Below are 21640 nucleotides of genomic sequence, written 5' to 3'. Positions count from 1 at the left end.
CATGAACACCCCACAGCCTCGTCCCAGTGTCGCTGCGATGCCTGCGTACGTTGCGGGCAAGCCGCCGGCCGAGCGGCCGGGGCTGGTGACCTACAAGCTCTCCTCCAACGAGAACCCGTACCCGCCGCTCGACGGTGTCGTCGAGATCGCCGCCGCGGCGGCGGGACGGGTCAACCGTTATCCCGACGCCGGCAACACCGAGCTCTACGAGGCGCTCGCGACGAACTACCAGGTCCCGGCCGAGGAGCTCGCGCTCTCGACCGGCGCCGTCGCGCTGATCTTCCAGCTGGTCTCTGCCTACTGCGGGCCCGAGGACGAGGTCGTCTTCGCCTGGCGCAGCTTCGAGGCCTACCCGATCGCGGTCCTCGCCGCCGGTGCGACCGCCGTGAAGGTGCCCGTCGCCGACGACGGCCGCCATGACCTGGACGCGATGGCGGCGGCCATCACGGAGCGTACGAAGGTCGTCTTCGTCTGCACCCCCAACAACCCGACTGGCACCTCGGTCACCCAGGCCGAGCTCGATGCCTTCCTGGCGAAGGTCCCCGAGCACGTGCTGGTCGTGGTGGACGAGGCCTACGCCGAGTTCGTGCGCATGGACGACGCCGTCGACGGCATCGCCACCTACCGGTCCCGGCCGAATGTGGTCGTGCTGCGCACCTTCTCCAAGGCCTACGGGTTGGCCGGCTTCCGTGTCGGCTATGCCTTCGCGCCCGCGCCGATCGCCGCGACCCTGCGGGCGATGGCGCTGCCGTTCGGGGTCAATGTGGTCGCGCAGGCGGCCGGCGTCGCCTCGCTCGAGCGGAAGACCGAGCTGTTGGCCCGCGTCGACGACCTGGTGACCGAGCGCGTCCGCGTCGTAGAGGGCGTACGCGCGGCCGGCTGGGACGTCCCCGACGCCCAGGGCAACTTCGTCTGGTTCGCCTTCGCCTCGGCAGACCGCTGCGCCGAGTTCGCCGCGGCTGCCGACGAGATCGGCCTGATGGTCCGTCCCTACCCGCCGGAAGGCGTGCGCGTCTCGATCGGCGAGGCGGAGGCCAACACTCGCCTCATCGAGCTCGCGGGTTCGTTCCCGACGGGCTGAGAACGGGCGTTCGGCCAGATAGCAGAGGTCCAGCAGCACCCCGCGCTGCTGGACCTCTGCTATGTGGTTGCGATGTATGGGTTTACGGCACCGGGAGCTTCCCGAGGATCGAGCTGAGGAGGTCGGTCAGGACTGGGCCGACGACCGGGAGGCTGTTGATGATGCCCAGCAGGCTGTCGGTGACGTTGGGCAGCTCAGGGGTGCCCGGGATCGGCACGTCCGGAACCGGAACGTCCGGAACCGGAACGTCCGGAACCGGAACGTCCGGGACCGGCACGTCCGGAACGGGAACGTCCGGAACGGGGACATCCGGGACCGGCACGTCCGGCGCGGGAACGTCCGCAGCCGGGGTGCCCGGGACCTCAGGGCTGTCGGGGGCGTCAGGAACGTCCGGGGCCGGGTTGTCCGGGACCTCGGGGGTGTCCGGGGCGTCAGGCGCGTCCGGGACCTCGGGGGTGTCCGGGGCGTCAGGCGCGTCCGGGACCTCGGGGGTGTCCGGGGCGTCAGGCGCATCCGGGACCTCGGGGGTGTCCGGGGCGTCAGGCGCGTCCGGGGTATCCGGGGTGTCCGGGGTGTCCGGGGTGTCCGGGGTGTCCGGAACGTCCGGGCCCGGGTCGTCCGGAACCGGGCAGCCGGGGACCGGGACGCCCGGGGCTGGTGTTTCCGGGACTGGGCAGTCAGGACCTGGGGGTGGCACAGGGCTGGCCATGACTGGTGCGGCGACCGTGGCCATTGCGAGTCCGGTGACGACAGCGGCGATTCGAGCCCGAGAGTTCACGAGATCTCCTTTGTTTGCTGTTGGGTCGTACCAGTTGAATCCTGAGACGCTCATGACCTTAAAGTCAAGGACTTTCTCTTATCTATTGGTTCCTATGAGTGCGTTGTCTTCGGTTTTCAAGGCTCTTTCTGGTATGCCGTCAACCGGGACTAAAGACCGGGTTTTTGCTCGATTTCAAACAATCCAATGTTGGCTGCAGGTAAAAAGGTATATAAGACTCGACTTTCGAAAGCCATCGGGTGAAACGCGATTACCAATCAACGTATTCGGATCCAGTAGTTCCCTTCATCGTGGTACCCACTAGGTCCAGCGGAGTTCCGCTCACCTGATGTCGGCCGGTATCGGTCGATGTGGCCCCCGACCAGCAGGAGTGAAGTTACGGTGTTGCTCGTGGGACAGCCTCCGCAGCGGGCGAGCATCGTGACCCGCGGCCGCCGCTGGCGTCGCGGAGTACGCATCTCCGGACTGCTGGTGGCGGTCGTGGCTCTTGCCGCGCTCGCGCTCTGGTGGATGGCGCGATCCTCGGGTCCGGGCGAGGTCTCCCGTGAGTTCATGGAGACGACCTCGGTCGCCACCCTCTACGAGCTGGCCTCCGACGAGGGCGACGAGCTCCTCGACGGCGGTGGCGCCCGCGCGATGATCGACGCCGCCGAGGGCGAACGGACCTATGTCGACCCCAACCCGCGCGCCGTGACCCGGACCATGGTCTTCGCTGAGCCCGAGGTGGAAGGCGAGACCGCCAGCGTCACCGTCGCCGTCTCGTACGCCGCCGAGGACGGCCCGGTCCCTGACGAGTCGATGATCGTCTTCCTGGTCCGGGAGGGCGGCGAATGGCGGGTCGAGAGCTGGGGAACGGCCTGAGGCTCGACTTTCGTCGTCTCCCTGGTTCACGTTCCGGCCCAGCGCCTAAGGTGAGGTGCATGGGGGAGAAGGCGACCTACATCCAGCCGGGCAACGAGTTCAACCGGGACATGAACTACATCCCGGACCGGATCACCCGGGACGCGCGGAAGCCGGAGTTCGGGCCGAGCGAAGTCCCGTTGTGGCCCGTCGAGCCTGGCCGCTACCGGCTGGTCGCGGCCGCCGCCTGCCCGTGGGCCAACCGGGCGATCATCGTCCGCAACCTGCTCGGGCTCCAGGACGTCATCTCCCTCGGTCTCGCCGGGCCGACCCACGACGCCAGGTCGTGGACCTTCGACCTCGACCCTGGCGGCGTCGACCCGGTGCTGGGGATCGAGCGGCTGCAGCAGGCCTACCTCAAGCGCTACCCCGACTACCCGCGCGGCATCACGGTGCCGGCGATCGTCGAAGAGTCCTCGGGCGAGGTCGTCACCAACGACTTCCCGTGGATCACCCACGACTTCTTCCACGAGTGGACCGACTTCTTCGCCGACGACGCGCCGGACCTGTGGCCGCGCGCTCTCCGTGAGGAGATGGAGGAGGTCAACCAGAGGGTCTTCACCGAGGTCAACAACGGGGTCTACCGGTGTGGCTTCGCCGGCTCCCAAGAGGCGTACGAAGAGGCGTACGACCGCCTCTTCACGGCTCTCGACTGGCTGGAGGAGCGGCTGTCGCGGCAGCGCTACCTGGTCGGCGACCAGCTCACCGAGTCCGACATCCGGCTGTTCACGACGCTGGCCCGCTTCGACGCGGTCTACCACGGCCACTTCAAGTGCAACCGGCAGAAGCTCGCCGAGATCCCGGCGCTATGGGCCTACGCGCGCGACCTCTACCAGACCCCGGGGATCGGCGAGACGCTCGACTTCGACCAGATCAAGCAGCACTACTACATCGTCCACACCGACCTGAACCCCACCCAGATCGTTCCCGCCGGCCCGGATCTCTCCGGTTGGGACGAGCCGCACGGGCGTGAGTCGCTCGGCTGAAAGAAGATCTTCTTTCAGCCGGCTTGGAGGTTGCGCACGGAGAAGCGCGCCGGCGCGACCGGTCGGTCAGCCAACGTTGGGGATGAACACATGGCCGGCGACGGGGTCCGTCGTGCCGTCATGGAACTCGGCGATGACGGTTGGGGCATCCTCGAGGCCGGCGTGCTCGATCAGCTTGATCGAGGGCCGTTCCGGTGCCGCCACACGCTCGAGGAACTCCCGCTCGTCGTCTCGATAGCGTTGCATGAAAGGACGCGACTGGCCGGCGGCCTTGTAGGCGTCGAGCTGGAGGGCCGCGAAGAAGAAGACCGGAGCCGGCCCTACGAGGCTGGCGTCCTCCTCGGGGAATCCCTCGGCCTGGGTCGACCCGACGAGACAGTCGAAGGCGAGTTGGTCACCGAAGTGCTCGTGAACTCGGCGGCGGAGGTCACCGTCGCCTGAAAGGTCGACATAGACCGTCCGCTTGCTCGGGTCGAGGGCTGTCAGGTCGGCGTACTCATGTGCCTGGGTGTAGTGGCCGAGACCGTTGACGAAGTCGATGTTGCGGGCGGAGGTGAGCGCGATCTTCTCGGCCGGAGAGTCGGTCAGGCAGTAGGCGATGCCGTACGCCGTCTTGCTCGAGGCGCTCGAGATCACGAACTGCTCGGCGTCGAAGTAGTCGCGTTCGCGCAGGTAGTCCGCCGCGGTGTAGGAGGTGATGAACAGGGCGCGGAAGATGGCGGTGAGGCTGTCCAGCCGAGGATCGGCATCCTCTGGTTGGAGCTCGTAGAGGTTGTAGACCTCGGGCGTCCCGGTGCGGTGCTCGGCGCCGTCGGTGAAGCTGCGGGAGGTGACCTTCGTGGGTCGCATCGTCAGGTGGGTCGCGAGGGGGAAGTAGCCGAAGACCCGCGTCCCGACGGGGACCTCGGACGACCGCGACTCGACGATCTCTGCGTGCCCCCACGCAGGCATGCAGCCGTGTCCGGGCAGCTCGGCAGGGAACAGATTCCAATATTTCAGGGCGTCGCCGTAGACCGCGTAGGTCATGTTGTTCGTCGTGAGAGCGAAGCGTTCGATCCGCGCCAGCACCTCGCCCTCCTCGAGCGATGGTGCCGAGATGTCCACCAGATCAGCCACGCCGAGGTCGCTCTTGAGCGACTCCACTCGGGTGATTCGAGTCATCGGTTCCTCATCTCCTGGACCTTGGGGGGCATCGCGTCCGGCAAACTTACTAAGCGCTTGCTTAGTTGTCTACCGCGGAGTGAGTTTCAGTAACCGAGGACGGCACCGCCGATCTGCATTGGCCGGGATGAACACCTCCGCCACCCATCGGTTTCCGGTGTGACTGAGGAAGCAACCGCGGGCGGGTACCGTTTGACTATGTCGATGTGTGACAGATCACAAGTCTGCGTACGACATGACCAGCGGTGGCGACCCCACCCCGTGTGAAGGAAGCGTGATGACTGAATTTCTGGATCCGAGTCCCAGCCACACCGACATGGTGCAGCTGCTGAACCCTGAGGGAGAACGGGTCACGCACCCGGACTTCGAGTTCTCACCCGACCGCCCCGAGGACGAGGCCGTACGCGGCTTCTACCGCGACATGGTGCTGACCCGTCGCCTCGACGTCGAGGCCACCGCGCTGCAGCGCCACGGTGAGCTGGGCCTGTGGGCTCAGCTGCTGGGCCAGGAGGCAGCGCAGATCGGCGCGGCCCGCGCGCTCGCGCCCCAGGACTTCGTCTTCCCGACCTACCGCGAGCACGGCGTGGCCTGGTGTCGCGAGGTCGACCCGATGCAGCTGCTCGGGCTGTTCCGCGGCACCGACCAGGGTGGCTGGGACCCCGCCGAGCACAACTTCGGGCTCTACACGATCGTCATCGGAGCCCAGACGCTGCACGCGACCGGCTACGCGATGGGAGTGCAGATGGACGGTCTCGTCGGCACCGGCGACCCGACGCGGGACACGGCAGTCGTGGCCCACTTCGGCGACGGAGCCTCCTCGCAGGGCGACGTCAACGAGGCGATGGTCTTCGCCGCCACCTACAACGCGCCGGTCGTCTTCTTCTGCCAGAACAACCAGTGGGCCATCTCCGAGCCGGTCGAGCAGATGGTCAAGGTGCCGCTCTACAAGCGCGCCCAGGGCTTCGGCTTCCCCGGGATCCGCGTGGACGGCAACGACGTGCTGGCGACGTACGAGGTGATGAAGTCGGCGCTCAAGCGGGCCCGTGAGGGCGGCGGGCCGACGATGGTCGAGGCCTACACCTATCGGATGGGCGCGCACACCACCACCGACGACCCGACCCGCTATCGGCTCTCCGACGAGGTCCAGGCCTGGAAGCTCAAGGACCCGATCGCCCGGGTGGAGGCCTACCTGCGCCGTGGCGGCGGCGCCTCGACCTCCTTCTTCACCAAGGTGGAGGCCGAGGCCGACGAGTTCGGTGAACGCCTGCGCGCCGGGATCCAGGCCTTGCCCGAGCCCGACCCGGTCAAGCTCTTCGACAACGTCTACACCGAGCTGCCCGAGGAGCTGCGCGAGCAGCGCGACGGCTACGCGGCGTACCTCTCCTCCTTCGAGCACGAGGGGGCTTCCCGATGACGAAGATGACTATGGCGAAGGCGCTCAACGCCGGGTTGCGGCGCTCGATGGAGGACGACGACAAGGTCGTCCTCATGGGTGAGGACATCGGCCGTCTCGGCGGTGTCTTCCGGATCACCGACGGGCTCCAGAAGGACTTCGGCGAGGCGCGGGTCATCGACACGCCGCTGGCGGAGTCGGGGATCGTCGGCACGGCGGTCGGCCTCGCGCTGCGTGGCTACCGGCCGGTGGTGGAGATCCAGTTCGACGGGTTCGTCTACCCGGCCTACGACCAGATCGTCTCCCAGGTCGCCAAGTTCCACTACCGCTCCGGCGGCCGGGTCGCGATGCCGATGGTCATCCGGATCCCGTTCGGCGGTGGCATCGGGGCCGTCGAGCATCACAGCGAGTCGCCGGAGGCGCAGTTCGCACACACGCCAGGCCTCAAGGTCATGGCCTGCTCGAACCCGGTCGACGCCTACTGGATGATCCAGCAGGCGATCTCCCATCCTGATCCGGTCATCTTCCTGGAGCCGAAGCGGCTCTACCACTCGACGAAGGCCGACGTCGACGTCGACGCGACGCCGGGGGCGCTGTTCGAGTCGCGGGTGGTGCGGTCCGGTTCCGACGTGACGGTGCTCGCCTACGGTCCCACCGTGAAGACGGCGCTGACCGCCGCCGAAGCGGCCGCGGGGGAGGGCAAGTCGCTCGAGGTGATCGACCTGCGCACCCTCTCGCCGCTGGACATGGCGCCGGTGCTCGAGTCGGTGCGGCGTACGGGGCGGGCTGTCGTCGTCCACGAGGCCCACGTCAACCTCGGCCTCGGCGCCGAGCTCGCCGCCCGGATCACCGAGACCTGCTTCCACTCCTTGGAGGCGCCGGTGCTGCGCGTGGGCGGGTTCGACACGCCCTACCCGCCGGCGCGAGCCGAGGAACACTACCTTCCGGACCTCGACAGGGTCCTCGACGCCGTGGACAGGAGCCTGGCATGGTGAACGAGTTCAAGCTGCCCGACGTCGGTGAGGGCCTCACTGAGGCGGAGATCGTCGAGTGGCACGTCGCCGTCGGCGACGTCATCAAGGTCAACGACCCCGTCTGCGACATCGAGACCGCCAAGTCCGTGGTCGAGCTGCCGTCTCCGTACGCGGGTGTGGTCCAGGAGCTCCTCGTCGAGGTAGGCGCCGAGGTCCAGGTCGGAACCCCGATCATCCGCATCGGCGACTCTGTTGGTCTCGACACGTCTCCGCCTAGCGGCTCCGACGGCTCGACCGACGGGGAAGCCTCGACCGACCAACCGTCGGTCGAGCCCGCGAGCGAAGTGAGCGGTGTCGAGACCAACACGGCCCCTGACGAGCCCGAGAAGCCGCTGACGCTAGTCGGCTACGGCTCCAAGGAAGACGCAGTCGTACGCCGCACCCGCACCGTCTCTGCCCCAACCGCCTCCGCGGGCACTGGTGTCCTCGCCAAGCCGTCCGCCCGGAAGGCCGCGCGAGAGTTGGGCGTCGACCTAGCCACGGTCGTCCCCGAGCGGCCAGACGGCGTGATTACCATCGCCGACCTCCACAGCGCCGGTGCCGACGTGAGCTCCTTCGCGCCCCCCGAGCACGGCTCGACCGTCGCAGAAGGCGAGCGGCGCGAGCCGATCAAGGGCCTGCGCAAGCAGATGGGCCAGGCGATGGTCGACTCGGCGTTCACGCTGCCGCACGTGACGATCTGGACGACGCTCGACGTGACTCGTACGTCCGAGCTGGTCGGCGAGCTCAAGAGCGACCGTGACTTCGCGGAGGTCCGGGTCAGCCCCCTGCTGATCGTGGCCAAGGCAGCGCTGCTGGCGATGCGACGTACGCCGATCATCAATTCCTGGTGGGACGAGGCCGCCCAGGAGATCGTGTTCAAGGAGTACGTCAACCTCGGCATCGCCGCGGCCACCCCCAGGGGCCTGCAGGTGCCGAACGTGAAGGGCGCCGACCGGATGTCCCTGGTCGAGCTCGGCGCCGCGATCAACGAGCTGACCGCGACCGCGCGCACCGGCAAGACCCCGCCGGCCGACCAGGCGGGCGGGACCTTCACGATCACCAACATCGGCCCGTTCGGCATCGACGGCGGCGCCCCGATCATCAACCCGGGCGAGTCCGCGATCCTCTCGGTCGGTGCCTTCAAGCGCCAGCCGTGGATCGTCGGCACCGGGGACGACGAGCGCATCGAGCCCCGCGACGTCTGCACCCTCGCGCTCAGCTTCGACCACCGCCACATCGACGGCGAGGCCGGCTCCCGCTACCTGGCTGACGTGGCGAAGATCGTCGGAGACCCGAGCACAGCCCTGCTGTTCTGAGGTTCGACAATCGCTCCACAGAACGTCAATTCGCTACCCAGGCCGGTATCGGATCTGCAACTATCCTCAGGCCCGCGCTGACGCGGGCCTGAGGATCTTCTGGAGGCAGGAATGGTGCTCCTGACGGGGCGCACGCTGCTCGCCGGGATCGTCGCGATGGCCGCTTCGGCGACCGTACTCGTGGCGAGCCCCGCAAGCGCGGCGACAACTTCGACCGGCGTACGTTGCACGATCGTCGGTACGCCGGGGGGTGATGTCCTGCGAGGGACCTCGCGCCGCGACGTCATCTGTGGCCGCGGTGGCGGCGACATCATCTACGCCAAGGGCGGCGACGATCTCATCGATGCCGGGTCCGGCGGAGACCACGTCTACGCCGGCTACGGCGCCGACCGGGTGCTCGCTGGGAGCGGTGAGGATTGGATCCACGGCGGTGGTGGCCGGGACAGCCTCAGCGGGGGCACAGGTCAGGACAACATCTGGGGCGGAAGCGGCGGCGACGTCATCTCCGGCGGCGGCCACCACGACGTGATCTCAGGCGGGGCCGGGCCTGACCGCATCTACGGCGGTGCTGCCGGGGACACCATCTATGGTGGCACCGGCTGGGACGTCATCTCTGGCGGCACAGGGTCTGACTCGGTCAGCGGCGGAGACGGCAACGACCGCCTGTATGGCGGCGACGGAAATGACAGCCTGTCCGGAAACCATGGTGATGACCAGCTCCACGGGAACAACCACCTGGACACCGTCAACGGTGGTCCGGGCCATGACCGGCTCTGGGGTGAGAACGGCGCCGACACCCTCAGTGGTGGCGACGGCAACGACAAGCTCTCCGGTGGGGCGGGGCTGGACGAGGTCCATGGCAATGCCGGCGCCAACACCTGCTACTACGACGTCTACGACCACCTCTACGGATGCTTCCGCGATAGGACTGCGCCGGTTGTCGTAGGGGCGTCTCTCTCCCCGACCGCGATCAACTCTGACTCCGGCGACACGAAGGTCCGGGTGCGGATTCACGTGAAGGACGACCTTCGCGTCTCCCGGGTCCAGGGATGGGTCTCCGGACTCGCCGACGACAACCCGGCGCAGCTCTACACCAACTTCATGCCCATGGTCTCAGGCGGTGTGCGCGACGGCTGGTGGCAGGGATACGTCACTGTGCCCAGGTGGACGCCCGGGGGCAAGCTCTCGCTCGAGGCGATCGCGACGGACACGTCTGGGCGTACGACTGACGAGTTCGACGTCGCGTCGACGCAGGTCACCAGCACCAACCCGGACACGGCGCCGCCGGTGGTGAAGCTCAAGAGTCTGAGCGCGACGTCGGTCGACGTGCGTACCGGCGCGAAGACCATCAAGGCGGTGTTGGTGGTGACGGACCGGATCGGGGTGGAAAAGATGAACGGGCTGAAGTCCCTGACCGTGTGCTTCGGCCGCACGATGGACGGCGACTTCATCTGTGGGTCCGACCCGGTGCGTACCGCCGGGACCATCTACTCCGGTGAGTGGACCGTGAGCCTGATGGTCCCGAAGGGAACCCCGACCGGCGTCTATGACCTCCAGGTCGATGCGGATGACCGTATTTCAGTCAGTGAGGAGTATTACGGCCCGCACCTCTACCAGGAGTGGGTCGACACCTATCCGAGCTCGATGCGGCCGGAGCAGCAGCTGCCGAACGCGACCTTCAAGGTCACCGGATCCTGACCCCGCCGAGACGTCAGTAACGCCGGTCGAGTGGGCACCGAGGTGCCCATTCGACCGGCGTACGTGACTTCTCGGCAGTGCGTCAGCTCGTGATGTCGCGGCGGCGGAAGCCGACGAACGCAGCCACGAGCAGAACGGCTGCGACCACACTGAGGCCGATCATGTGTGACGGCTCGATGGGCTCCTGCGGGTAGCGGCCGACCCACCAGATGGGGGAGATGCCGGCTACGGCGTCCGGGAGGTCGAAGAGGGGCCCGAACATCCCGGTGATGGCGGTGAACGCGAAGAGCGCCCAGACGACCGGCGTGATCTTCGGGACCCAGGCGTACAGGGCCGCGGTCAGCGCCATGAAGACGGCGACTGCGGGCAGGAACGCCGCGCCGCCCTTCAGGAACGTCGCCAGCTCGACCTCACCGTTGACCAGCGCACCGGCCCACAGCGCGAGCGCGCCGGAGATCATGGTCAGTACGAAGGCGCCGAACGCCACGACGGCGAGGTGTGCGGCGAACCAGCGGCCACGCGAGACCGGCTTGGCCAAGGTGATGTCGAGCCGGCCGTCGGCCTCCTCGTTCTTGGCCCGCAGCGTGGTGGCGATCGCATACCCGGCAGCGGCCAGTGCGGCGTACAGGATCATGATCGCCAGGAACCCGGTGAGCGGGTCGTCGCCGAACATCTTGGCCGCCTCGGGGTTGGAGCCCGCGATGTCGTCGACCATGTCCTCGACGCCTTCGCCGAGGTAGGTGCCGGTCGCCCCGAACATCACGAAGGTGCCGAGGAACCACCAGAACAGAGCGATCCGCTGCTGACGCCAGGACATCGCGAGCGGGTTCGAGAGCATCGAAGGTGCCTCGGCCCGACCCGATCCGCCGGTGAGCAGAGCCCCGTCGAAGTCGCGCTTCGAGGCCAGGAAAGCCCCGAGCGCGAGCAGCACCAGGATCGCCACGACGCTCAGCGCGAGCGGCCACCAGCGCAGGTCGACGTACGCCCGCATCTGCTGTGCCCACGCGATCGGCGAGAGCCAGGAGAGCCAGGTGCCGTGCTCGCCGGGCTCGGCCTGCAGGTCGCCGATGCCGCGCACCAGCACCGCGAAGCCGAGGACCGCGAGGCCGAGACCGGTGGCGCCGCGCCCGTGCGTGGTCAGCTGCGAGGTGACCAGGGCGACGGCGGCGAAGACCAGGCCGGTGACCGCGATCGCCGTCGAGAGAGCGAAGGTGTCCGCGACGGCGAGGCCGCCGGCGGTGATGAGCAGCGCGCTGCCGAGCAGGGCGAAGACGACGTTGGCGAAGACCACCGTCAGCAGCGACGCGGCGACTGCCGCGTGCCGTCCGACGGCGCCGGAGCGGACCATCTCGGCCCGACCGCTCTCCTCCTCGGCGCGGGTGTTGCGCACGACCTCGAACATGTTCATGACGCCGAGCAGCCCGATCATCCACAGGGTCATCTCGTTGGCGAACATGGCGCCGATCGTGTAGTCGTCGAGCCCGTAGTTGGGCCCGCCGAGGAAGATCGACGCCGGCTGCTCCATCAGCGCGGCGCGCCCTTGGCGGTCCTCGGCGGCCGGGTAGAGCGCGCTCAGCGCGGTGACGAAGTAGGCGTAGAGAGCCAGCAGCGAGACCGTCCACACCGTCAGCCGGACCCGGTCGCGCCGCAGCATGAACCGGGTCAGGTGCCAGGTGCCGGCGAAGGAGTCCAGGGGCGTACGCCTCGGAACAGCCGGGGCAAGCGCGCTCATCACACCTCCTCCGTCTCGATGACGTCGCCGTAGTGCCGCATGAAGAGCTCCTCCAGCGACGGCGGGGTGATGGTCAGACCGCGTACGTCGAGGTCGGTCAGCGTCTTGAGCACGTCACCGACGGCGTGGTTGTCCACATCGAAGGCGACTCGGGTGCCGACACCGTTCTGGCTGGTCACGAGGTCGTTGACGGACTCGAGGCTGCTCAGCGGGGACGGGTCGCCGCCGACGGTGGCGACGACGGCGGAGCGGGTGAGGTGGCGCAGCTCGTCGAGCGTTCCGGACTCGACGGCGACGCCGGCCCGGATGATCGTGACGGTGTCGCAGACCTTCTCGACCTCGCTGAGGATGTGGCTGGAGAGCAGCACCGACGAGCCCGCGGCCTTGGCCTCCCGGGCGTACTCGGTGAAGACGGCCTCCATCAGCGGGTCCAGGCCCGAGGTCGGCTCGTCGAAGATGTAGAGGTCGGACTCGTCGAGGAAGGCCGCGACCAGGGCGACCTTCTGCCGGTTGCCCTTGGAGTAGGTGCGCGCCTTCTTCGTCGGGTCGAGCTGGAACCGCTCCAGCAGCTCGACCCGGCGCGTCTTGCGTCGGGCCTTGTCGCCGCCTGGCTTGAGCCGGGTGAGGTAGTCGATGCACTCACCACCGGTGAGGTTGGCCCACAGCGACACGTCGCCGGGGACGTACGAGATCCGCTTGTGCAGCTCGACCGCGTCGCGCCACACGTCGCCGCCGAAGAGGCGCGCGGTGCCGGCGTCGGCGCGCAGCAGCCCGAGCAGGACCTTGATGGCGGTGGACTTGCCGGCGCCGTTGGGGCCGAGGAACCCGGCCACCTGGCCGGGCTGGACGGTCAGGTCGAGGCCGTCGAGGGCCTTGAACGAACCGTAGGACTTGTGCAGGCCCGCGATCTCGACCGCAGGGATGTTGTCGGACATGAAGAACTCACTTCCACGTTGGAGACGTATGAGGACGTACGCCGACGGAACAGGCCATCACTCTGATGTGCTCAGGTGACTGGGGGTTCCGTCGCGGGGTTCTTCGGCGGGTCCGGGACGTAGAGCATGTAGTCGTCGAGCATGCGACGGGTGGTGAAGACGCCCTGGGTATAGAGCTCGATCATCGGGAAGTAGCTGGTCGTCATGAACTCTCGCACGATTCCGCCGAGGTCGGCGGGGTCCTTGGGCGGGTCGAGGTTGAGCTCGAGCATCAGCATGCCGAGGGCGGACAGCACCAGGTAGCGCGCCCGCGCCGGCTCGTCCAGGCTGGGTTTGATCAGGCCGGCCTCGACGCCATGCTTGGTGTAGCCGACCGCGTCCTCGATCATCTGCTCGATGAAGACGCGCCCGACGGGGCCACCGTCCTGCAGCGAGCGGAGGACGTAGGCGAGCATCGGCGCGTACTCGTCCGCGGCGGCGAACCGGTGCAGGATGCTCTGGCCCGAGGCGAGCTCGTCGATCGTCTCGTTCTTCGTCGCCCGGATCTCGTCGAGCACCTTCGCGTCGCACTCGGCGTGCAGCTCGTCCTTGGAGCCGAAGTGGTGGATCACCAGGGCCGGGCTGACTCCGGCGTCGGTGGCGATCGTGCGGATCGAGGCGCTGAAGCCGTCACGCGCGAACCGCAGCACGGCCGCGTCGCGGATCCGCTCGCGAGTCGTTGGGTCGGCAGGGGCTGAACGCATGTTCAATGTTAAACACGTGTTCAGCCCCCGCGCAAGGGATTACCCGATCAGTCGGTGGTCCAGCTGAAGTCGACCGCGATGGGGAAGTGGTCGGAGAGCATCAGACCGGTGCCGTCCTCACGGAAGTCGGCGTCCAGGTTGCGGTAGGAGGTCGCGCTCAGATCCACGCCGTCGCCGTCGCGGTAGAGCACCTTGTCGACGACCTCGCACTCCACGCCTGGGTTCACCTCCGGGCACCCCAGGGCGGGGCTGCCGCGGTCGGGCTCGTCGCCGCTGCGCACCAGCTCCACCCAGGCATCGGTGAGCCCGTTGGCGGCGGCGAAGTCGGAGATGCGATCACCCTCGCGGGTGTAGCGCGTGTTCGTGTCGCCCATGACCAGGACGGCGTTGCCGGCGGAGTGCGCGGAGATGTACGCCGTGAGCTGCTTGAGATTTCCGCGTCGAGCGGCCTCGTCCAGGGCACCGTCGCCGGCGTCGGCGTGCAGGTTGTAGACGTCGATCCAGGTGTCCGGGGCGATCTGAGCGCGGTGGAAGGTGAACCCCTTCGGGGTCAGGCAGTCGGCCGAGCCGATCCAGCAGTGCTTCCAGGTGACGCGATCGAGCGCCTCGTACGGCTGGTGGTGCAGGCTGTTCAGCCCGCTGCCGAACGGCACGCCGCCCGACGTCGGGGTGCGGTGGGCGTGCACGTCGGTCTCGTAGAGGTAGGCGTGATAGTTGAAGTCCTCCTGGACGTTGACGATGTCGAACCCGTCGATCCGTCGGCCGATCTCGTTGGTGGCGCTCTTGCGGGGTGTCGGGGCGCTGGAGATGGCTTCGGGCAGGCCGGCGATGTTGTACGTCAGCGCGCTGAAGCTCCCGTCCTGGGCCTGCGCCGGGGTGGCGCCGAGAAGGGGTAGGGCGGTGGCGAGCGAGATGGTCGCGACGGCGAGGAGACGGTTGATCTGAGGCACGAGAAAACTCCGATCGACAGTGTGGGGGTGCTGCCGGAGTCGGCAGCGCCGAGCTACCCCAATCGTGGCGGACGTCGCCGCGGGTGTCCTCGGATCGGCGCGAGTCAGCCTGTGTAACGAGCGGCCCGCGCCGCCGGGGTGCCCGGGCCGGCGGCGAGCAGCGCGAGCAGCTCGTCCTCCAGGATCGCGCCGACCCGGCGACAGAAGGCCACGGGCTCGTCGGCGGCGTCGGGGGACTCGGTGACGATCCGGTCGACCACGCCGATCTGCTGGAGATCGACCGCCAGCACCCGCTGCGCCTCGGCCATCTCGGCGGCGTGGTCGGAGTTGCCGTGCACGATCGCGCTCGCGCCTTCCGGCGGGAGCGGAGAGAGCCAGGCGTGCTGGGCGGCGACCACCCGGTCGGCCGGGAGGAAGGCGAGCGCGCCGCCCCCGTTGCCCTCGCCGAGCATCAGGCTGAGCGTTGGGGTCTCGACGTTGACGAGCGCTCCCAGCGTACGCGCGATCTCGCCGGCGATGCCGCCGTTCTCCGCCTCGGCCGACAGTGCGGCGCCTGGGGTGTCGATGACGGTGACGACGGGGAGGCCGAGCCCGGCGGCGAGCTTCATCCCGCGCTGCGCCTCGCGCAGCCCCTCCGGGCCGAGCGGCTGATGGGCCTGCTCGCGGCGGTCCTGCGCCAGCACCAGGCACGGCGCCGACCCGAACCGGGCCAGCGCGATGATCAGCCCCGGGTCGCGCTCGCCCTGCCCGGTGCCGTTGAGAGGTACGACGTCCGAGGCCGCGATCCGGAGCAGCGCTCGCGCTCCTGGTCGGTCCGCCCGCCGGGACCGCGTGATCGCGTCCCAGGTGTCGATCGCCGAGAAGTCGCGCGCGTCGTCCGAAGCGTCACTTCCGTCGGTCGAGGCGTCACTCGCTGACGTCTCGGCCGACGCGAGTGACGTCTCGTGCCGGAGGTCGAGGATGGTGAGTACGCGGTCGACGAGCCCCGCGAGCTCGTCGGGAGGTACGACGCCGTCGACGAGACCGTGCGCGAAGAGGTTCTCCGCGACCTGGACCCCGGCGGGGAAGGGCCGGCCGTTGAGCACCTCGTAGACCTTCGGCCCCAGGAAGCCCAGGAGTGCCTCGGGCTCGGCGACGGTGACGTGCCCCAGGGAGCCCCAGGAGGCCATCACTCCACCGGTGGTGGGGTGGCGCAGGTAGACGAGGTAGGGGAGTCCGGCCGCCTTGTGCCGGGTGACCGCCTCGGCGATGCGCACCATCTGCACGAACGCCGGCGTACCTTCCTGCATCCGGGTCCCGCCCGAGGCGGGCCCGGCCAGCAGCGGCAGCCCTTCGTGCGTCGCCCGCTCCACGGCGGCGATCAGCCGATCGGCCGACGCGCGCCCGATCGACCCGGCGAGGAACCGGAACTCCGAGAGCACCACCGCCACCCGTCGTCCGGCGATCCGGGACTCTCCGGTGACCACCGACTCGTCGGTCCCGGCGCGCTCTCGTGCGCGGGCCAGGTCGGCGGCGTACGCCTCCGGGACCTCGCCGTAGGACGGCGGGGCGTCCCAAGGTGTCCAGGTGTCGGGGTCGAGCACGAGGTCGATCAGCTCAGCGGAGGTCAAGCCCATGGGCCGACCATACCCAGGGATTGGCTTGGTGGCCAGTCCAGTCCAGATCGGCAGATCTCGTCGCTAACGGGCACAAACGATGCGAGTTGGCTGTCGTTAACCGGAACGACATGCGGCTGACCTGCGAAAACCGTTGGTAGGTGGAGGGTGTTCGTTCTACTCTGGTAGCACCCGGTTCGCGCCGGGCTCAGCCATCCAAGCCCAACCGAAGGTCCGGCCATGAACGCGCAGCACTCGACCACCGCCCCGGCGGCCTGGTCGCTGACCGCTGCGCACGAGCGCGACCCTCATGCCCGCGGGAGCCGACAGTGACCTGGGTGCATAGCTGCACCGGATCACTCCGGGCCGCTCCTGCGAGACATGTCCGTCTCGCCGGGGCGGCCCACCTTTTGTTTCAGTCCAGTGTTTCCGTCCGATCGACACGCGATCCCTATCCGACTCTCCTGGGAGGTAACCGAGCATGACCACGACCATGGGTGCAGTGACCCTGTACAACGCCTCCTTCGAGCCGCTCGGGAGGGTCTCGTTCAAGCATGCCGTGCGGATGCTGTTCCGCGAGGTGGCGGTGGTCCACGAGCAACAGGGCGACAAGATGATCGGGCCACATCCGTGGCCCAAGGCGGTGCGGCTGGTCCGCTACATCGCCATGCACTGGATGTATCGCCCGGCCGGCTACTCCCGCGAGGGAGTGCTCAGGCGCGACCAGCATCGTTGTGCCTACTGCGGCGGCCACGCTCGCACCATCGACCACCTGCTGCCACAGTCACGCGGCGGCAGGTGGACGTGGATGAACACCGTGGCGGCATGCGGCAGGTGCAACGGACGCAAAGGCAACCGCACGCCCGAGGAGGCTCACATGTCCCTCCGAATCCAACCGTTCATCCCAACCCGTGCCCAGCTCGCCGCCATCGCCTGACCCGTCGAGAGGTCAGTTCCTGACGCCTCGGGGCCCAGGAACTGACCCATCGGCGTCAGAATGTGACGTCTCGGCGGGAAAATGGTCGCGTCGACTTGACGCACCATTAATAAGTACGATGGACTAACAAACATGTCGAAGGCGAGACGGCGTACGTTGCGGCCGATCGGGAAACTGCTGCAGGAAGATGCGCGGCGTCATCATCGTTCTCTGGTGCTCCAGCACCTCTTCGCGGTGGGTCCCGCGAGCCGTGCCGACCTGGCTCGATCCTCCGGTCTGACCCGGGCGACGGTCTCCGATCTGGTCGGCAGCCTGCTCGACGACGGGCTCGTCGAGGAGCTCGGCGCACCGGTGGAGAGCCGGGTGGGGAAGCCGCCCATGCTGGTCGGGCTCGCCGCCGACGCCACCCACATCGTGGCGATCGACGTCTCCGGGGACGACCAGGTGGCTGGGGCCGTGCTCAACCTGACCGGCGACGTGATCCACCGCACCACCAGGTGCCGAGAGGGACGCACCGGAAGCGAGGCCGTGCGTCTGGTGACGGGTCTGGTCACCGAGCTGATCGCCAGCTCCGCCCGGCCGATCCTCGGCATCGGGATCGGCAGCCCAGGTGTCGTCTCGGCCGACGGCACCGTGATCGACGCGCCCAACCTGGGCTGGACCGATGTCCCCCTGGCCGAGCACGTGCGCCGCGAGACCGGCCGACCGACGTACGTCGCCAACGACGCCAACACGGCGGTGCTGGGGGAGTACACCTTCGGGCAGTCCGGCGACGGCGGGCTGATGCTCGTGAGGGTCGGCACCGGTGTCGGTGCCGGTCTCGTGCTCGAGGGCGCGCTCCTCCACGGTTTCGTCGACGCGGCCGGTGAGCTCGGGCACGTGACCGTCGACCCAGGAGGCGCGCTGTGCGCGTGTGGCCGCTCGGGCTGCCTGGAGACATTCCTTGCGGTGCCGCGCCTGCGGGAACGCATCGAGACAGGCCACGACGATGCGCTCGTGGCAGCCGGAGAACATCTTGGAAAGGCACTGGCGCCCGTGGTCGGAACCCTCAACCTTCACGAACTGGTCCTCTCTGGGCCGGCCGAACTTCTCGACGGACCGCTGCGGGAGACCGCCGATCGGATCATCCGCGAGCGGACGATGCCGGTCAGCGGCGAGCGGCTGGAGTTCCGTACGTCCACGCTCGGCGAGGACGTCGTCATCGTCGGGGCTGCGGTGCTCGTCCTCGCCGGTGAGCTGGGAGTATCGTGATGCCGCCCTCGTCCGCCGTCGAGACCCTGGCGCTGCGCGTCCAGGTGTCCGCCTTCGCAGGTGCCACGCTGCCTGCCGACTACGCCGAACTGCTCCGCGAGGGCCTGGGCGGGATCTGCCTCTTCGGCACCAACACCGAGGCCGGTGCGGAGTCCGTACGCCGTCTGACGGCCGAGATCCGATCCGCCGCTGCCCTGGGTGGCCGGGTCCCGGTGATCACCATCGACGAGGAAGGCGGAGACGTCACCCGACTGGAGGCGCTCACCGGCTCCTCGGTGCTCGGGGCCGCCGCCCTCGGCGCGGCCGACGACCTGGCGCTGACCGAGGAGACCGGCAGAGCCGTCGGAGTACGGCTGGCGCGGGCTGGCATCAACCTCGATCTGGCTCCTGTCGCGGACGTGAACTCCAACCCCGACAACCCGGTGATCGCGACCCGGTCGTTCTCCCACGACGCCGGCGTGGTCGCCGAGCACGTCGCCGCGTGGGTGCGGGGCTTGGAATCGACCCGCGTCGCCGCTTGCGTCAAGCACTTCCCGGGCCACGGTGACACCGGCCAGGACAGCCACGTCGCCCTGCCCGTACTCGACGCCGACCTGGCGACGCTTCACGAGCGCGAGCTGGTCCCGTTCCTGGCGGCCGTCGAGGCCGGTGCGGCCTCGGTGATGACCTCCCACATCGTGGTGCCGGCGCTGGACCCCGACCTGCCCGGCACGCTCTCGGCGCCGGTGCTGGGCCTGCTGCGCGAGCTGGGCTTCGTCGGGCCGATCGTCACCGACGCCCTCGACATGGCCGGAGCCTCTGCTGAGCGCGGGATCCCGGCCGCCGCGGTGCTCTCGCTCGCGGCGGGGGCCGACCTGCTCGTCCTCGGTCCCGACAAGCCCGCCTCGCTGGTCCGCGAGACGGCCGCCGCGATCGTGGCCGCGGTCGACTCCGGCGAGCTCGCGCTGGAGCGGCTCCAGGATGCTGTCGCGCGTGTCGACCGGCTGCTCGCCGACTTCCCCGGAACCGAGCAGTGCCCGGACATCGACGATCCGAAGCTCGAGCTGCGCTCGATCGAAGGTGCCCGCCGCGCGCTCGCGACGGCGAGTGACTTCACCGATATCCCGGACCTCACCGGTGCCCGGGTGGTGACCGTCGACACCGAGGCGAACATCGCCGTCGGGGAAGTCCCGTGGGGACTGCCTCCGGACATCGTCCTGCGCCCGGGCGAACCGCTCCCGGAGCTCCCCGACGCGCCCCTCATCGTGCAGGTGCGCGACGCCCACCGGCGTCCCGACGTCGGCCAGACCGTCGCGGAGCTCCGCGGCGCCGCGGTGCTGGTGGAGTGGGGTTGGCCTGGGACGTACGACGGACGGCGGTTGCCGCGGCTGTGCCCGCAGGGCTTCTCCCGGCCGGGCGTGGCCGCCGTCACCGAGGTGCTGCGACGATCGGGCTGGGACCAGTGAGCGCAGCACGGGTCGGCCTCGACATCGGCGGGACCAAGATCCACGGCATCGCGATCGGCCCGGACGGGGCCGTGCTGGCCGAGGACCGTGCCGCCACCACCCCGGGCGCCGAGGGCGTCGTGAAGAGCGCGGCCGCGGTGGTCGCCAGCCTGCGGGATGCGCTCGCCGACGGCGAGATCAGCTCGATCGGGGTCGGCATCCCCGGCATAGTCGACACCCGAGCGGGCACGGTGAAGCATGCGGTCAACCTGGGTCTGGACGGCGACGCATTCCCGCTCGCGGAGCTCCTCGGCGCGCGGGCCGGAGCGGTCGTCACCCTCGAGAACGACACCAACGCGGCCACGCTCGGCGCGCACGCGGTCGAGGACGTCGACGACCTGGTCTACCTCTCGCTCGGCACCGGCCTCGCCGCCGGCCTCTACCTCAGCGGAGCGCTCCGCCGCGGCTTCCACGGCGCAGCCGGAGAGGTCGGGCATCTCCCGGTCGACCCCGAGGGCCCGGTGTGCGGCTGTGGGCAGCGTGGCTGTCTCGAGCTGGTCGCCTCGGGCGCCGCGCTCGCGGCCGCCTGGCCGACCGCCACCGGCCATCCCGCAGCCGCGCTCTTCGCGGCAGCGACCGCGGGCGATCCGGCGGCTGTCGCGGTCCGTGACCGTTTCGCCGACGGCGTCGCCGCCGCCGTACGCGCGCTCGCTCTTGCCGTCGACCCCGAACGCGTCGTCATCGGCGGGGGAGTGGCGACGGTCGGTGAGCCGCTGCGCGAGGCGATCGCGGCCGCGCTCGTCAGGCAGACCGAGGCCTCGCCCTTCCTCGCCTCCCTCGAGCTCGCCTCGCGGCTGAGGGTGGTCTCCGCCGCACCGGTCGCCGCCATCGGCGCCGCTCTGATCACTCCGACGATCACTCCGACCAAGGACTGACCATGGAAGTAGTTGTCCTCGACACCCCGGCCCAGGTGGCCTCCCTCGCCGCCGACACCATCGAAGACGTCATCCGCCGCGGGGCGGACGACGGCGCCCCGGCGGTGCTCGGCCTGGCCACCGGCTCGACGCCGCTGGCGACGTACGTCGAGCTCGTCCGGCGCGCCCAGGACGGCCATGGACCGTCCTACGACGGCGTGGAGACGTTCAACCTGGACGAGTACGTCGGCCTCCCCGACGGTCACGAGCAGTCCTATCTCACGACCATCCGGCGAGAGTTCACCGACGCGATCGGCATCCCTCCCGAGCGGGTCCACGGCCCCGACCCGACCGAGGCCAAGCTGCCGGACGCCGGCGAGCGCTACGAGGCGGCCATCGTGGCAGCGGGCGGGATCCAGGTGCAGCTCCTAGGCATCGGCTCCGACGGACACCTGGCCTTCAACGAGCCCGGCTCGTCGCTGGCCTCGCTGACCCGGATCAAGACGCTCACAGCCACGACGCGCAAGGACAACGCGCGCTTCTTCGGCTCGCCCGACGCGGTGCCTCACCACGTGCTCACCCAGGGCCTCGGCACCATCACCAGAGCCGGCCACCTGCTTCTGCTGGCGACCGGGGAGGGCAAGGCCGACGCCATCGCCGCAGCGGTCGAGGGCCCGGTCTCGGCGAGCTGTCCTGCCTCGGTCCTCCAGCTCCACCCCCACGTCTCCGTGCTGCTCGACGAGGCCGCGGCCTCGCGCCTCGTACGCCGCGACTACTACCGCGAGGTCTACGCCGGGAAGCCGGACTGGCAGGGGCTCTGAGGCGGGGGC

The 21640-nt window shown here is 69.1% G+C and carries 19 protein-coding genes; 12 read left to right on the top strand and 7 right to left on the bottom strand.

Annotated elements, in window-relative coordinates:
• The first annotated feature begins 1 nt into the window (after position 1).
• Complete coding sequence (hisC, locus tag ABZZ22_RS03920; protein ID WP_354927010.1) at positions 2 to 1081, top strand: histidinol-phosphate transaminase; 1080 nt, start codon at positions 2 to 4, stop codon at positions 1079 to 1081.
• Positions 1082 to 1163: 82 nt separating this feature from the next.
• Here hisC and ABZZ22_RS03915 read toward each other — a convergent pair whose 3' ends face one another.
• Entirely contained in the window at positions 1164 to 1859 is a 696-nt protein-coding gene (locus ABZZ22_RS03915; RefSeq protein ID WP_354927008.1) for a hypothetical protein, read from the bottom strand.
• 390 nt (positions 1860 to 2249) lie between these two features.
• Here ABZZ22_RS03915 and ABZZ22_RS03910 point away from each other — a divergent pair, with 390 nt between their 5' ends.
• Positions 2250 to 2720 (top strand): hypothetical protein, encoded by a 471-nt coding sequence (locus ABZZ22_RS03910; RefSeq protein ID WP_354927006.1) that lies wholly within the window; start codon positions 2250 to 2252, stop codon positions 2718 to 2720.
• A 59-nt stretch (positions 2721 to 2779) separates the two neighbouring features.
• A complete protein-coding gene (locus ABZZ22_RS03905) occupies positions 2780 to 3745 on the top strand; it encodes a glutathione S-transferase C-terminal domain-containing protein (RefSeq protein ID WP_354927004.1) in 966 nt (321 codons plus the stop codon).
• Positions 3746 to 3811: 66 nt separating this feature from the next.
• On the opposite strand, the gene ABZZ22_RS03900 is transcribed toward ABZZ22_RS03905, so the two are convergent.
• Positions 3812 to 4906: a DUF2855 family protein gene (locus tag ABZZ22_RS03900; protein ID WP_354927002.1), complete on the bottom strand. Its 1095-nt coding sequence runs from the start codon at positions 4904 to 4906 to the stop codon at positions 3812 to 3814.
• A 277-nt stretch (positions 4907 to 5183) separates the two neighbouring features.
• On the opposite strand from ABZZ22_RS03900, the gene pdhA reads away from it, so the two are divergent.
• From pdhA to ABZZ22_RS03880, 4 genes are all read left to right on the top strand, one after another.
• Positions 5184 to 6320 (top strand): pyruvate dehydrogenase (acetyl-transferring) E1 component subunit alpha, encoded by a 1137-nt coding sequence (gene pdhA / locus ABZZ22_RS03895; RefSeq protein WP_354927000.1) that lies wholly within the window; start codon positions 5184 to 5186, stop codon positions 6318 to 6320.
• Positions 6317 to 7294 (top strand): alpha-ketoacid dehydrogenase subunit beta, encoded by a 978-nt coding sequence (locus ABZZ22_RS03890; protein WP_354926998.1) that lies wholly within the window; start codon positions 6317 to 6319, stop codon positions 7292 to 7294. The genes pdhA and ABZZ22_RS03890 overlap by 4 nt, the downstream gene beginning before the upstream one ends.
• Positions 7288 to 8631, top strand: coding sequence for a dihydrolipoamide acetyltransferase family protein (locus tag ABZZ22_RS03885; protein ID WP_354926996.1), 1344 nt, complete (start codon positions 7288 to 7290; stop codon positions 8629 to 8631). Before ABZZ22_RS03890 ends, ABZZ22_RS03885 begins: the two co-directional genes overlap by 7 nt.
• A 111-nt stretch (positions 8632 to 8742) precedes the next feature.
• Positions 8743 to 10329: a calcium-binding protein gene (locus tag ABZZ22_RS03880; RefSeq protein ID WP_354926994.1), complete on the top strand. Its 1587-nt coding sequence runs from the start codon at positions 8743 to 8745 to the stop codon at positions 10327 to 10329.
• Positions 10330 to 10411: 82 nt separating this feature from the next.
• On the opposite strand, the gene ABZZ22_RS03875 is transcribed toward ABZZ22_RS03880, so the two are convergent.
• From ABZZ22_RS03875 to ABZZ22_RS03855, 5 genes are all read right to left on the bottom strand, one after another.
• On the bottom strand, positions 10412 to 12061 hold the full coding sequence (locus ABZZ22_RS03875; protein ID WP_354926992.1) for a polyketide antibiotic transporter: 1650 nt from the start codon (positions 12059 to 12061) through the stop codon (positions 10412 to 10414).
• Positions 12061 to 12996 (bottom strand): ABC transporter ATP-binding protein, encoded by a 936-nt coding sequence (locus tag ABZZ22_RS03870; RefSeq protein ID WP_354926990.1) that lies wholly within the window; start codon positions 12994 to 12996, stop codon positions 12061 to 12063. Before ABZZ22_RS03870 ends, ABZZ22_RS03875 begins: the two co-directional genes overlap by 1 nt.
• 71 nt (positions 12997 to 13067) lie before the next feature.
• Entirely contained in the window at positions 13068 to 13739 is a 672-nt protein-coding gene (locus tag ABZZ22_RS03865) for a TetR family transcriptional regulator (protein ID WP_354926988.1), read from the bottom strand.
• Between the two features lie 47 nt (positions 13740 to 13786).
• On the bottom strand, positions 13787 to 14689 hold the full coding sequence (locus ABZZ22_RS03860; protein ID WP_354926986.1) for a hypothetical protein: 903 nt from the start codon (positions 14687 to 14689) through the stop codon (positions 13787 to 13789).
• 104 nt (positions 14690 to 14793) lie between these two features.
• Positions 14794 to 16305 carry a carboxyl transferase domain-containing protein gene (locus tag ABZZ22_RS03855; RefSeq protein ID WP_354926984.1) on the bottom strand — a complete coding sequence of 504 codons (1512 nt, stop codon included), beginning with the start codon at positions 16303 to 16305 and terminating at the stop codon, positions 14794 to 14796.
• A 460-nt stretch (positions 16306 to 16765) separates the two neighbouring features.
• Between ABZZ22_RS03855 and ABZZ22_RS03850 the strand changes: the two genes are divergently transcribed.
• From ABZZ22_RS03850 to nagB, 5 genes are all read left to right on the top strand, one after another.
• Positions 16766 to 17221 (top strand): HNH endonuclease, encoded by a 456-nt coding sequence (locus tag ABZZ22_RS03850; protein ID WP_354926982.1) that lies wholly within the window; start codon positions 16766 to 16768, stop codon positions 17219 to 17221.
• A gap of 132 nt (positions 17222 to 17353) precedes the next feature.
• Entirely contained in the window at positions 17354 to 18472 is a 1119-nt protein-coding gene (locus ABZZ22_RS03845; protein ID WP_354926980.1) for an ROK family transcriptional regulator, read from the top strand.
• Positions 18472 to 19917, top strand: coding sequence for a glycoside hydrolase family 3 N-terminal domain-containing protein (locus tag ABZZ22_RS03840; protein WP_354926978.1), 1446 nt, complete (start codon positions 18472 to 18474; stop codon positions 19915 to 19917). The genes ABZZ22_RS03845 and ABZZ22_RS03840 overlap by 1 nt, the downstream gene beginning before the upstream one ends.
• A complete protein-coding gene (locus ABZZ22_RS03835; protein ID WP_354926976.1) occupies positions 19914 to 20831 on the top strand; it encodes an ROK family protein in 918 nt (305 codons plus the stop codon). The genes ABZZ22_RS03840 and ABZZ22_RS03835 overlap by 4 nt, the downstream gene beginning before the upstream one ends.
• A gap of 2 nt (positions 20832 to 20833) precedes the next feature.
• Complete coding sequence (nagB, locus tag ABZZ22_RS03830) at positions 20834 to 21631, top strand: glucosamine-6-phosphate deaminase (protein ID WP_354926974.1); 798 nt, start codon at positions 20834 to 20836, stop codon at positions 21629 to 21631.
• Positions 21632 to 21640 lie beyond the last annotated feature (9 nt).

This window comes from Nocardioides sp. NPDC006273 (genome assembly GCF_040613495.1).
In the GTDB taxonomy this organism is placed as follows: Bacteria; Actinomycetota; Actinomycetes; order Propionibacteriales; family Nocardioidaceae; genus Nocardioides.
Note: the sequence above shows the minus strand (reverse complement) of the source record. Positions and strands in the feature narration are given on the sequence as shown.

Coding starts and splice junctions, on each gene's coding strand:
- hisC (WP_354927010.1), top strand. CDS start 2: ATGAACACCCCACAGCCTCGTCCCAGTGTCGCTGCGATGCCTGCGTAC.
- ABZZ22_RS03905 (WP_354927004.1), top strand. CDS start 2,780: ATGGGGGAGAAGGCGACCTACATCCAGCCGGGCAACGAGTTCAACCGG.
- ABZZ22_RS03900 (WP_354927002.1), bottom strand. CDS start 4,906: ATGACTCGAATCACCCGAGTGGAGTCGCTCAAGAGCGACCTCGGCGTG.
- pdhA (WP_354927000.1), top strand. CDS start 5,184: ATGACTGAATTTCTGGATCCGAGTCCCAGCCACACCGACATGGTGCAG.
- ABZZ22_RS03890 (WP_354926998.1), top strand. CDS start 6,317: ATGACGAAGATGACTATGGCGAAGGCGCTCAACGCCGGGTTGCGGCGC.
- ABZZ22_RS03885 (WP_354926996.1), top strand. CDS start 7,288: ATGGTGAACGAGTTCAAGCTGCCCGACGTCGGTGAGGGCCTCACTGAG.
- ABZZ22_RS03880 (WP_354926994.1), top strand. CDS start 8,743: ATGGTGCTCCTGACGGGGCGCACGCTGCTCGCCGGGATCGTCGCGATG.
- ABZZ22_RS03875 (WP_354926992.1), bottom strand. CDS start 12,061: ATGAGCGCGCTTGCCCCGGCTGTTCCGAGGCGTACGCCCCTGGACTCC.
- ABZZ22_RS03870 (WP_354926990.1), bottom strand. CDS start 12,996: ATGTCCGACAACATCCCTGCGGTCGAGATCGCGGGCCTGCACAAGTCC.
- ABZZ22_RS03865 (WP_354926988.1), bottom strand. CDS start 13,739: ATGCGTTCAGCCCCTGCCGACCCAACGACTCGCGAGCGGATCCGCGAC.
- ABZZ22_RS03855 (WP_354926984.1), bottom strand. CDS start 16,305: ATGGGCTTGACCTCCGCTGAGCTGATCGACCTCGTGCTCGACCCCGAC.
- ABZZ22_RS03850 (WP_354926982.1), top strand. CDS start 16,766: ATGACCACGACCATGGGTGCAGTGACCCTGTACAACGCCTCCTTCGAG.
- ABZZ22_RS03845 (WP_354926980.1), top strand. CDS start 17,354: ATGTCGAAGGCGAGACGGCGTACGTTGCGGCCGATCGGGAAACTGCTG.
- ABZZ22_RS03840 (WP_354926978.1), top strand. CDS start 18,472: ATGCCGCCCTCGTCCGCCGTCGAGACCCTGGCGCTGCGCGTCCAGGTG.
- nagB (WP_354926974.1), top strand. CDS start 20,834: ATGGAAGTAGTTGTCCTCGACACCCCGGCCCAGGTGGCCTCCCTCGCC.